The sequence below is a fragment of the Priestia koreensis genome (genome assembly GCF_022646885.1).
GTDB lineage: Bacteria > Bacillota > Bacilli > Bacillales > Bacillaceae_H > Bacillus_AG > Bacillus_AG koreensis_A.
Map to the genome: position 1 here is coordinate 4014826 of NZ_CP061868.1, position 12662 is coordinate 4027487.

Annotated in this window: 10 protein-coding genes and 1 riboswitch; of the genes, 2 read left to right on the forward strand and 8 right to left on the reverse strand. The window is 41.4% G+C overall.

What is annotated here, in order from left to right; genetic code table 11:
* Positions 1-12: 12 nt before the first annotated feature.
* Positions 13-1044 (forward strand): cytochrome d ubiquinol oxidase subunit II, encoded by a 1032-nt coding sequence (locus IE339_RS21035; RefSeq protein ID WP_242170897.1) that lies wholly within the window; start codon positions 13-15, stop codon positions 1042-1044.
* Between the two features lie 84 nt (positions 1045-1128).
* The gene (locus IE339_RS21040; RefSeq protein WP_083446470.1) at positions 1129-1287 is read left to right on the forward strand and encodes a DUF1540 domain-containing protein; all 159 of its coding nucleotides are present in this window, start codon (positions 1129-1131) and stop codon (positions 1285-1287) included.
* 42 nt (positions 1288-1329) lie between these two features.
* Here the strand turns inward: IE339_RS21040 and IE339_RS21045 are convergent, their stop codons facing one another.
* From IE339_RS21045 to IE339_RS21080, 8 genes are all read right to left on the reverse strand, one after another.
* Positions 1330-2370 (reverse strand): ribonucleotide-diphosphate reductase subunit beta, encoded by a 1041-nt coding sequence (locus tag IE339_RS21045; RefSeq protein WP_242170900.1) that lies wholly within the window; start codon positions 2368-2370, stop codon positions 1330-1332.
* 15 nt (positions 2371-2385) lie between these two features.
* Positions 2386-4629, reverse strand: coding sequence for a ribonucleoside-diphosphate reductase subunit alpha (locus IE339_RS21050; RefSeq protein ID WP_242170902.1), 2244 nt, complete (start codon positions 4627-4629; stop codon positions 2386-2388).
* A gap of 129 nt (positions 4630-4758) precedes the next feature.
* Positions 4759-4943, reverse strand: a riboswitch (cobalamin riboswitch).
* Between the two features lie 107 nt (positions 4944-5050).
* A complete protein-coding gene (gene menC, locus IE339_RS21055) occupies positions 5051-6157 on the reverse strand; it encodes an o-succinylbenzoate synthase (protein ID WP_242170904.1) in 1107 nt (368 codons plus the stop codon).
* 14 nt (positions 6158-6171) lie between these two features.
* Positions 6172-7656: an o-succinylbenzoate--CoA ligase gene (locus IE339_RS21060; protein ID WP_242170906.1), complete on the reverse strand. Its 1485-nt coding sequence runs from the start codon at positions 7654-7656 to the stop codon at positions 6172-6174.
* A gap of 83 nt (positions 7657-7739) precedes the next feature.
* Positions 7740-8558 carry a 1,4-dihydroxy-2-naphthoyl-CoA synthase gene (menB, locus tag IE339_RS21065; protein ID WP_242170909.1) on the reverse strand — a complete coding sequence of 273 codons (819 nt, stop codon included), beginning with the start codon at positions 8556-8558 and terminating at the stop codon, positions 7740-7742.
* A gap of 14 nt (positions 8559-8572) precedes the next feature.
* Positions 8573-9385 carry a 2-succinyl-6-hydroxy-2,4-cyclohexadiene-1-carboxylate synthase gene (menH, locus tag IE339_RS21070; protein ID WP_242170913.1) on the reverse strand — a complete coding sequence of 271 codons (813 nt, stop codon included), beginning with the start codon at positions 9383-9385 and terminating at the stop codon, positions 8573-8575.
* Entirely contained in the window at positions 9385-11142 is a 1758-nt protein-coding gene (menD, locus tag IE339_RS21075) for a 2-succinyl-5-enolpyruvyl-6-hydroxy-3-cyclohexene-1-carboxylic-acid synthase (RefSeq protein WP_242170916.1), read from the reverse strand. The genes menH and menD overlap by 1 nt, the downstream gene beginning before the upstream one ends.
* Positions 11129-12535, reverse strand: coding sequence for an isochorismate synthase (locus tag IE339_RS21080; protein WP_242176270.1), 1407 nt, complete (start codon positions 12533-12535; stop codon positions 11129-11131). The genes menD and IE339_RS21080 overlap by 14 nt, the downstream gene beginning before the upstream one ends.
* Positions 12536-12662 lie beyond the last annotated feature (127 nt).

Genomic DNA, 12662 nt, shown 5'->3' on the forward strand with positions numbered 1-12662 from the left:
AGAGGTGATCATATGACAAGTGCACTGATTGCAATTATCGTACTGTGGGGATTTATTTTCATTTATGCGGTTATGGCAACGATGGATTTTGGAGCAGGATTTTGGTCGATGATTTATATTAATCGCGAACAAACGAATGCAACGAGCGTTGCTAACCGCTATCTGTCCCCTACTTGGGAAGTAACGAACGTCTTTATTGTGGCGATCGTTGTTGGGTTGTTTAGTTTCTTTCCTGGTGCTGCTTTTACGCTCGGAACCGTTCTACTCATCCCTGGAAGTATTATTTTGTTACTCTTATCTATCCGGAGTAGCTTCCTGGTTTTTTCTCACTATGCCAAAACGTACGAGAAAATTTTAACATACGTATCGGGCATATCAGGATTTTTAATTCCGGCCTTCCTGATCTGCGTGCTTCCTATTACTCACGGAGGATACATTGATCTTATTGACGGAACGAATAAGCTTAATTTGGCAAGCGTGTTTACAAGCCCGCACGTGTATTCATTTATCGGATTTGCGATTAGCTCTACGCTGTTTTTATCATCACTGCTTTTGGCGGACTACTCAAAGGTTTCGAATGAATTCGAGTCGTACAAAATCTATCGCCGTGATGCACTAATTACTGGCCCTATTTCGTTACTAATGGGCGTCTTTATTATGCTAACGATGCGCTCTGAAGCTTCATGGCTTTACGATAACATGATGAACGTTAAGGGATGGCTAATTGGATCGGTCATTATGTTCTTACTAACATTTGTTGCGCTATGGATCCCTTCCACAAGAGGATTGGGTATGCCAAGGCTTGCCGTGATCACAACGATCATTCAGTACTTTTTAGCAAGTTATGCTTACGGAAAAAGCCACCTTCCATACATCGTTTACTCAGACGTTACCATTCATTCCGGATTTACCGATCCTAGTGCATTTAAAGCGGTCTTCATCACGTATATTGTTGGATTCGCTATTCTGTTCCCAGGCTTCTTCTACTTTTGGAAGTTATTTATGAAGGATCGAGATTATTTAAAGAAAAAGATTTACAAATAATGCTCATTTCAGGTTGATGGATACGACGAAAGATGAACGGTGAAACTATACATGTAACGTTATTGTACAAAGGAGGGACAAAAAATGGCTAAGGACGTAATGTGTGAAGTAAACAACTGTCATTATTGGAAGCAGGGAAATAACTGCGGAGCAGAAGCTATTTATGTAGTCAGTCACGCTGGCAATATGGCTTCAGACAGCTATGAAACGGACTGCAAAACCTTCAAACCTCAGGATCTATAAACAAAAAAAGCGCCGCGATTTTATCTTTCGCAGCGCTTTTTCTTATAGCTCATCAAATCCGTTTACATCAGATGCCTTTGTATACTGTCTTGATTTTTGTTCGAAGAAATCTGTTTTTCCTAAATCCACCTCTTGGTAAGCGACAATCCAACGAAGTGGATTTTCAATCGGTGCCTCTGGAAAAGCCTCGCGCCCAAATCCTAATTGGTTGCAGCGCTTGTTGGCCATATATTCAATGTATTGTTTAATCTCTTGCATGGTAATGCCTTCAAACTTCTCACCAATGACCGTTTGAGCCCACTCAATCTCTAACCGAGCCGCTTCTCTAAACGTCTCCACTACAAACGATGCAAGCTCTTCTGTACGGTATTCAGGATTTTCGTTAAGCGTTTCTTTAAATACTTTCTCAAATAACCCCACGTGCAGCTGTTCATCGCGATTAATGTAATTAATCATCGTGGACGTTGCGACCATTTTTTGATTACGAGCAAGGTTATAGAAGAACGCAAATCCACTATAGAAGAATAGCCCCTCTAAAATGACATCGAACACCATCGAGCGCAGGAAGTTTTCAATCGTTGGATTTTCAGCAAATGCTTTGTAGCCATTCGTTACAAAGTCATTGCGCTCACGAAGCTTTTCTTCCGTTCTCCAGTACTCGAATACCTCATCTTGCTTTGGCTTTGGTACAAGGCTTGAAAGCACGTAAGAATACGAATGATTATGAATCACTTCTTGCTGCGCTAGGATAATCATCAGCGCATTTACAGACGAATCTGTGATGTATTCCGCTACCTTTCCTGCATAATCGGATTGAATGCTATCGAGCAAAGCAAGAAGGCCAATAATCTTTAAAAAGCTTTCTTGCTCATCTGCTGTGAGCTGAGGGAATTGCTTGATGTCCTGACCCATATTAATTTCAAAAGGCGTCCAGAAATTCGCTAGCATTCGCTTATATTTTGGGTACGCCCATGAAAAGCGCACATCGTCCCAGTTTAAAATATTGGAGCTTCTTCCATTAATAATGCCCGTTGAGCGGTTTGGTGCTGTTTCGTCCATTAACGTACGTGTTTGTAAAGTCATGTTCTTCGTCCTTTCTTAGCTATGGCAGCTTTCACATTCTTCAATAACGTCACTCGATGTAGAACGCACATAGTAGGTCGTTTTTAAATCTTCCTTCCACGCCGTTAAGTGCATATCTAATAGTTCTTTTGCTTTTACATCATTTCGAACATATAAGTTAAATGAAATGGATTGATCAATATGACGCTGACGCTTCGCATTTTGTTTAATACTCCATTGTTGATCGATTAAGTACACTGATTTGTAATACCACGTCGTTTGCGCATTTAAGTCCGGTGCCGTTACAGGAATTTTGTAGTTCTTCTTCTCCTCTGAGTAAAACTTACGGAAGATCGGATCAATGCTTGCCGTAGATCCTGCAATGATCGATGTAGATGAATTAGGCGCTACGGCCATTAAGTATCCGTTTCTGACACCATGCTCTTTCACTTTTTGACGCAGTTCCTGCCAGCTACTTGATACATACTCTCGTTTATCGAAATAACTGCCATTATCCCAGTCAGATCCTTCAAAGAGTGGATAAGCACCTTTCTCTTTTGCAAGCTCCATACTCGCTTCGATCGTTAAGTAAGCAATCTTCTCATAAAGAGCATCACAATACTCAACGGCTTCATCGCTTTCCCATACCATTTTCTTCAATGCTAATAAATGACTCCAGCCGAATGTTCCAAGTCCGACTGCACGATACTTTTTGTTCGTAATCTCAGCTTGAAGCACTGGAATATTATTTAAGTCGATTACGTTATCAAGCATGCGAACTTGAATAGAAATTAAGCGCTCTAAAACATCCTCTTCTACCGCTTTTGCAAGTGAAATAGACGATAGGTTACAAACAACAAAATCTCCTGGATCTTTCGTAATGACGATTTTACCATCAACCGTCACCTCTTCTGTCACAACCGTTGAGCTTGTGTTTTGCATAATTTCTGTACATAAATTACTGCAGTAGATCATCCCATTGTGACGATTCGCATTCATGCGGTTCGCAGTATCACGGTAAAACATGTATGGTGTTCCCGTCTCTAGCTGTGAAATCATAATGCGTTTAAACACGTCGATTGCCGGAATTACTCGTTTAGATAAAGCTTCGTTCTGGACGCACTCTTCGTACTTTGTTCGGAACGTTCCTGCTCCCTTTTCTTCGTCATAGAAGTCTTCTAGCGAATAGCCCATCACGCGGCGTACTTCGTGAGGATCAAATAAATACCAATCTTCCCGGTTCTCGACTTTTTCCATAAACAAATCAGGAATACAAACGCCTGTAAATAAGTCATGCGTTCGCTGACGCTCGTCCCCATTGTTTAAGCGGGCATCTAAAAAGGAATCGATATCTTTGTGCCAAACGTCTAAATAAACAGCAATCGCTCCTTGACGCTGCCCTAGCTGATCAACGCTTACTGCCGTGTTATTTAATTGTTTCATCCAAGGAATAACACCTGATGAAACGCCCTTGAATCCTTTAATATCGCTGCCGCGGCTACGAATTTTCCCTAAGTAGATCCCGATTCCGCCACCATTTTTTGAAAGGTTCGCTACGTCTGTATTTGAATCATAAATTCCTCGCAGGCTGTCATCAATCGTATCGATGAAGCAGCTTGAAAGCTGTCCGTAAGACTTTCCTGCATTTGATAGCGTAGGAGTTGCAACCGTCATATATAAATTTGATAGAGCCCAATATGCTTCTTTTACTAACGAAAGACGCTTCTCTTTTTCTTCTTTCATCATGAGGGTCATCGCGATAATTAAAAAACGTTCCTGCGGGAGCTCGTAGACGTCACCCTCGTGTGACTTCGCTAAGTATCGATCCGCTAATGTTAGAAGCCCAATGTATGTAAAAAGTGAATCTTTCGATGGATCAATGATGCTCGCAAGCTCATTGATTTCTTCTTTTGTGTACGAGGAAACCAACTGATTGTTGTAAATCCCTTTGTCTGTTAATACTTCAAGTAACTCATCGAAAGAACTATATTTTAAGGACGCATCATAGTTACGGGATTTTGCTGCTTTTGCATAGAGCTGGTCTAAATAAACGGTGGATGCCACATATGTCCAATCCGGCTCGTCAATTGAGATACGTTCTAGTGATGCAAGCGTTAGTAGATTGACAAGCTGGTCTTGATCCATATTTGGTCGTGCAGCGACCGTTTGTTCAATTTTTTCTTCAAAATCATCAAAGTATAGGTGTGAAAACCTCTCTTTTAAATTATTTATGTATGATGAGACCTCTTCAATTGCAGATGTTTGTAATACGTTCACCATTCATTCCTCCTCCATTTTTTCACCAAATAAAAAAGCTCATCGATTACATTCGATGAGCAGATAGAACGAAGAAGGAAAGAAACCATTTCTTTTCTTATCCTCGCTCTATCTTCTCACCTCCCGAAGAAGATAGATTTAACAAACAAGGCAGGTCTCCTGACTTATGCTTCTTTTTACTTTAAGGCCTTCCCATGATGATTCATCACAGTGGTTTTCCTTATTTCATCAGCACTCACAGTTGCGGGTACAGTTCTGGACTTTGACCAGATTCCCTTTCAAGTCGATACTACGACACCTAGTTCATCGGAAATACAATATATAGTATGTTAGTTGTTGTAATTAAACTAAATATAGATTTGAGTTTAATTATAAGTCATAACCTATGAATAAGACAACCATTTTGAAAAATGTTTTGTAAATCTTATTTTTTATAGGCTACTATCTTTTTAGCAATTTTTTTGATATAATCCACATCCACCTCATAACCAATTCCTGGACCATTTAAAACGGTAATATCCCCGTTATCAACGGTTACTTCCGGCATAATAACGTCTTTGTTCCAATAACGGGCAGATGCTGAAATGTCTCCTGGAATATGAAATTGAGGTAGAGTCGCCAATGCTACATTATGAGCCCTTGAAACACCAGATTCAAGCATTCCGCCTACCCAAAGCCCAATTTCTTTGTCTACGCAGTAGTCATGAATTCGTTTCGCTTCTGTTAGACCGCCTACTCGCCCTACTTTGACATTGATAATTTTTGCGCCTCCAAGCTCAATCGCTTTTCTCGCATCATCAAATGAAACAATGCTCTCATCTAAACAGATAGGTGTTTTGATCGCTTTTTGAAGTGTAGCATGATCAATAATATCGTCCGATTGAAGTGGTTGCTCAATCATCATTAAGTTAAAATCATCGAGCCTTTTTAATAGTGAAATGTCTTGCAAGGTATACGCAGAATTTGCATCAGCCATCAGCGGAAGCTCTGGAAACTCTTCTCGAATCACTTTAATGAGCTCATAGTCCATTCCGGGCTTAATCTTAACTTTAAAACGCTTATAGCCATCCCGTAAATGCTCTCGTATTTTCTCCTTCATTTTATCGGGCTGATCGATCCCCACCACTACGCCTGCTTCTACTTTAGAACGTGTTCCGCCTAAAACATCCCAAAGCGGCTTTTGAAGTCTTTTTGCATATAAATCCCATACGGCGCAATCAAGCCCCGCCTTAGCCATGTTGTTACGCTTAATCGGTGCAAAATGCTTTTGTAAATCTCTTGGATGCTCTAGCATTTGATTCAGTACAGATGGGATAAGGAATGTCTCTAGAATATGGGTACACGTCTCAATCGTTTCTTCTGTGTACCATGGGGTAGAAAAAGCCACGACTTCTCCCCATCCGCTTAGTCCATTCTCATCAATGGCTTCAATGAGAATAAGCTCTCGATCTTTTACCGTACCATAGCTCGTTGAAAAAGGCGTTAAAAGAGACATTTCAATATGATATAAATTAATTTCTGTAATTACCATACACGCTCACCCTCCTAGTCCAGAAGCGAAAATAGTTCTCGTCTTAACAGCTTATTTGACGCGTTACGCGGTAGATTTTTTACAAAGTGGACATGCTTTGGAACTTTATATTTTGCCAAATGAGTCAAGCAATGGGCTAAAATATCTTTCTCTTCTACATCATCGCTATTTACCACGACGAACGCGACCGGAACTTGTCCCCACGTCTCATCTTTAAGACCTGTAACGCCTGCTTCTACAACGTCGTGATGCTTTACAAGTACATTTTCAATCTCAGCAGGATAGATATTTTCTCCACCTGAAATAATCAAATCTGAACGGCGATCTAGCACGTAGAGAAACCCTTCTTCATCCATATAGCCAATATCACCTGTATGAAGCCAGCCGTCTCGAATCGTGCCCGCAGTTGCGTCTGGCCGATTCAAGTAACCACCTGTAACATTCGGCCCTTTTACGACAATTTCACCAGGGAGATTGTCGTGCTGTTGCTCTTCCGTTTCACTCATAATCATTACTTCTGAAGGAAATAATGCCTTACCGGCAGAACCAATTTTCTGCAAGCTGTCCTCAGGAGACAGCGTCACGATTTGAGAGGACGTTTCCGTCATCCCGTACGTTTGATAGACGGGAATGTTTAAGCTTGAGCACTTTTCTAAAATCGTCACAGGCACTGGCCCTCCTCCTACTAACATACAGCGGAAGGATGCTGGATAAGGTGCTCCATTTTCCTCTTGTAATAGCTTTGAAACCATGGCTGTTACAACCGAGACAATCGTGACTCCCTCTTCATGTATCGCCCGGTTCATGCGAGACGCATCGAATTTCTCATGAAGGATGACCTTCATCCCATAGATCACGCTTCTCATCAAAATAGACAGCCCGCTAATATGAAACAGAGGCACTGCAATAAGCCAACAGTCATCTTCACGAAGACCTAGGTTTAAAGACGAACCGATTGCACTCCACCAATGATTTCCGTACGTTTGCTTTACTCCCTTTGGCGCTCCTGTCGTTCCCGATGTATACATGATTGTGTCCGTATCACCGAGAGAAATTGTTTTAACGGGGTCAATAGATGCAGAAGTCATGCGCTGCAATTCCTCAAAAGAATGAACCGTAACTGGGCTACCTTTTGCAGATTGCTCAGCCTTGTCTCTCAAAGATGAATCCACAAGCAAATGAGAAACCTTTGCATCCTCTAGCTGAAAGGAGACTTCAGAAGGACTGAGCTTTGTGTTTAACATAACCGTAATAGCCCCTACGTATTTGAGGGCATGAATCATGACAATCATCTCGACTGAATTCGGTGACAAAATCCCTATATATTGACCTTTTTTCATACCAGCAGCCGCCATTTTCCCTGCTAGCTCTAATGCTTTTTCGTGAAGCTCTTGAAACGTTAGAGCCGTCTCACTCATTTGTACCGCCACACGGTTTGGTGTGAGCTTGGCTCTCTTCCATAAAAAAATAGGCATTTCATTTTCTATTAAACCGTTCATGTTCATTCTTCCTTTCCAAAATTTCCTTCACATTAAAAAAACAGCTCGATGAGTAACTCATCAAGCTGTAAGTTTTGTTCGACTTAAGGGAAACGTGGGAACTGTTGGAAGTCTGGATTACGTTTTTCTTTAAACGCATCGCGGCCCTCTTTTGCTTCATCCGTTGTGTAATAAAGAAGCGTTGCATCTCCAGCTAATTGCTGTAGTCCAGCTAAACCGTCTGAATCTGCGTTGAATGCTGCTTTTAAGAAACGAAGAGCTGTTGGGCTCTTTTCTAGCATTTCGTTACACCATTGTACTGTTTCCTCTTCAAGTTGCTCTAAAGGTACGACTGTATTAACTAGTCCCATGTCAAGAGCTTCTTGTGCGCTGTATTGGCGGCATAGGTACCAAATTTCACGCGCTTTCTTATGACCTACGATACGTGCTAGATAGCCTGAACCGTAACCAGCATCAAAGCTACCTACTTTTGGTCCTGTTTGGCCAAAGATTGCATTGTCTGCTGCGATTGTTAAGTCACACACAAGGTGTAGAACGTGTCCGCCACCGATTGCATATCCTGCTACCATCGCTACGACTGGTTTTGGAATTACACGAATTAAGCGTTGTAAGTCAAGTACGTTTAAACGTGGAATTTGGTCTTCACCAACATAACCACCATGACCGCGTACTTTTTGGTCTCCACCTGAACAGAATGCTTTGTCTCCAGCACCTGTTAAGACAATCACTCCTACGTTTTTATCATCGCGCGCATAAGCAAATGCGTCGATTAATTCCATTACCGTTTTAGGACGAAATGCATTGCGCACTTCAGGACGGTTGATGGTAATTTTCGCGATTCCATTGTAAGTTTCGTATAAAATATCTTCATACTTACGTTCTGCTACCCATTCAATAGCCATTATAATTCCTCCAATTATGTAGTAGTTAAAAACTCTCTTACTATTTTACCAAAAATCTTTGGTTCTTCCACGTGAATTGCATGTCCAACATTTTTAATTACCGTTATTGTGCTGTCAGGAAGCTTCTCGTTCATCTCTTTCGCAAGTCGACAAAACTTCTTATCACGCTCTCCTACAAGCAGCAATACGGGCATATGAATGTCGGAAAGATGTGTCCACCAAGAAGGCTGAGAACCCGTTCCCATTCCGAGCAAGCTCTGTGCTAACCCTTGTTCACTGTTCAATAATCGCTGTTTTCGAACGGACTGCTGAACGGCTTCTGGAAGCTCTTTTTGTGTTGCAAAAAGCGGGATGTTTTCCCATTTTTCAACAAATGACGCAACACCATTCGCCAAAATACGTTCAGCAAGCTGCTGATCTTTCTTCTGACGTTCATGGCGCTCCTCTTCTGTTTTTAGTCCAGGTGAGGAACTTTCTAGAACCAATCTTTCAATAACGGTCGGGTAGAGAACAGCCATAGTTAAGGCTAATCTTCCCCCCATAGAATATCCTACCACGTGAAACTTTGAAAAACCAATCTCTTTCATTAAAGTGACTAGATCTGCAGCCAAGCTTTCGATCTCATAACGACTAATTGTAGCGTCATGCTCCGTTTCACCATGACCGATAAGATCTACCATGACAAGCTGAAAATGAGAAGACCATTCTGCCACAAACGGCTCCCAATTTTCCTTTGCGCCTGTAAAACCATGCAAGAGGAGAAGAGGAAAACCATTTCCTTTTATCTCCACTGCATAAGATAGCCCATTAATGACATATTTCTTCATTATTTTTCACCAAGAAATGACTTATTTATTTCCTGGGTAACACGATTCCACAAATTCCGATGATGAAGCACATTCTCATGTCGCTTTGTCTTAATTTCCACGACTGATACTCCCTGCTCTTTCACCGATCGAGAGAAGGCCTCACGGAAAGCTTCCCACGTATCTGCCTGGACGTATTTCCCACCGTACATTTCAATGGCTTTTTCGAACTCGAGATCCGCTGGCGTGCCAAACAATGCTTCAAAATGCTTTTCTTCTTTTGATTGAGGAAGGAAAGAGAAGATTCCTCCTCCATTATTATTAACTAACACAATCGTTATGTTTAGATTGTGCATTTTTGCAGCCAATAAACCGTTCAAATCGTGATAAAAAGATAAATCACCAATTAAGAGAACCGTATTCTTTTCCACTAAGCTTGTCCCTAGCGCTGTTGACACAACCCCATCAATTCCGTTCGCGCCGCGGTTAGCTAAAATTTTAATGTGCTTATCGTTCTCGATAAAGAAGCTATCAACGTCTCGAATTGGCATTGAGTTACCAACAAACAATGTGGATTCGTCTGGTAAAAGCTTGCTTAACTCTAGCACTGCTTTTCCTTCTGAAAGCTCATGCTCACTTTCTAGCTCTTGAAGACCTCTCATTGTTGCCTCGTGAACCGCTAGCCATTTCGAAGACCACTCGTTTGATGCTTCTACAGAAGAAAGATGTGATAGTACGCTTTTACAAAACAGTTCTTCATCACATGAAATCATTTCTGTTGCAAGAAGTGTTGGATCTCTCCATCCCCCTTCTTCATCCACCACAATTAATTCTTTCGGCGTATATTGTTTCATGAACAATAACAATGCCTTTGAAACGGGCATCGCGCCAAAACGAACAATTACGTCTGGTTTGAGCTCGCTCAAGATCGCTTCGTTACGCAAAAACGTATCATAACTATTGACCATCATCGTTTGATCGTGATTACCGCTTCGTAGCTGTGACAATGGGTCTGCTAGAACGGGAAAACCAAGCGTTTTGGCAAGCTCCGTTAATAAATTAGCTGATGAAGAATCGGCTAATCCACCGCAAATAATGACACCCTTTTTATAAGAGGCAAGACGTGTAGCAAGGTGTTTAAAAGACTCATCGGAAAGAGTTGAAATGCTCTTTTGCACCGTCACATAATGATTTGATACGCGCTTTCCTTGATCCCATAAATTATCTAGGCTCAAATTTGGAAGCAATGGCTCACGAAGAGGCACGTTTAAGTGGACAGGCCCCTTTGGTCCTGAAAGTGCTGTTCCAACTGCACGAGCAGCAACTGTACGGATGTACTGAAGCATTGCAGGTGTATCTTCTGGAAGTGCCACCTCTGCAAACCATTTCGCAAACTCACCGAATAAACGAATTTGATCAATGGCTTGAGGTGCTCCAACATCCCGAAGCTCGTGAGGACGATCTGCTGTCACTACAATTAGCGGAACGCGCGCATAAAAAGCCTCTACTACTGCTGGATAATAATTAGCGGTTGCTGTTCCTGACGTACAAACGAGTACAACAGGCTTTTGTTTTGCTTTAGCGATTCCTAACGCAAAAAAACCAGCTGAACGTTCATCAATATTAATATGAACGTTCAGTGCTGGGTGATCAGCTGCTAAAATAGCCAAAGGTGTTGATCTTGAGCCTGGACTTACGACAACATCCTGAACATCAAGGCTCGCTAGTTCATCTATAAATGATGCAATATATGCCGTCATTTTATCAATGTGTGTCATGTGTAGCCCCTCCTAGTGCTGATAGCATTGGGTTGAATTTTATATTCGTTTCGTCATATTCACTTTCTGGATCTGAGTCCGCTACGATGCCACACCCAGCAAATAAGGATGCTTCATTTTTTTGTACAAGACCCGAACGGATTCCTACAATAAATTCTCCGTTTCCTTCCACATCCATCCAGCCTATAGGCGCAGCGTACCAGCCGCGATCCAAGCGCTCAACGTCGCGAATAAATTCAACAGACGTTCGTTTTGGGTAACCACCAAGAGCTGGCGTTGGATGAAGATGCTCCACTAGAGAAAGCAATGTATGGTCCTTCTTCATTTCTCCTTCTACGGGAGTATATAAATGTTGGATATGCTTTGTTTTATATAGTGCTGGATGAGAAGGTGATTCAATCCACTCACAATATTCGCTCATCGCTTCTTTGATCATGTGAACCACAACATCATGTTCAATTAGATTCTTCTCATCCGTAAGCAATTCTTCTCCGAGGGCTTGATCTTCCTCTTCGTCTTTACCACGTCGAATGGACCCAGCTAAACAGGTAGAATAAACGTTGTCTTTTACTTTTCTCACAAGTCTTTCAGGAGATGCGCCTAAAAAGCAATTCTCTCCTTGCTCTATTGCAAACACATAGCTCGTTGGCTGTTCAGCCATGAGTCGATCTGTAATTTGCTCAAGTTTTAATTCTTGATCAAAGGTCACTCGTAGCTCACGAGCTAACACTACTTTTTCAAATTCGTCTTGTTTAATCGCTGACGTAGCCTTTTGAATCGTTTTTTTCCATTTATCTGGCTCTATTTCATGTTTGTTTACCATGATAGAGGAAGACTTCTCTGGAATTGTCGTGAAGTTGAGGAGCATTTTTTCAGCTTCTTCTACTTCTTTTATATAGTCATGCACTTCTTTATGAGGATGCACCATTACGTTAGCTGTAAAATATGCTTGGTCATTGACCACTGTATACAGAAAGGCAGGAATAACAAATTTCGCACTCGGAAACTTATTCCACAAATTAGTTGACTGCTTGTTGGGATCAAATGAAAATCCTCCTACAATTAAAGGACCTGTCCCATACGGATATGAAATGCTGTGAACAACGGTTTGTTCATTAAAGCGCTTCCATTCTCTCTCAATATCTTGGAAACGTCCGTCGGCATTATCTGTTGTAAAAATGTGAGAAATCCCCACACCTGCGAATATATATGATCGATCTGGATCACTCCATAAAAATCGGTCTCCGTTATAGACACTTTTTCCGTTCATTAAAAAAGTCTGGGGGCTCATTTTATGAACGTCTTTCACTATGCTCACTAATTTAGGCATTCCTGTTTCTTTAGCAAAATCACTAGCGTCTTGTAATGTTTTTTGAATAAAACTCTCTGTCATTGCAATCACACTAGATCCCCCTACTCATTGTTTTCATTCTTATCTTTAACCAATTTATTATATATTGTCATAATAAAAAAATCCAGTGAATGGTTTTGGTCTACCTTCTTATTCCACCAGCACTAGC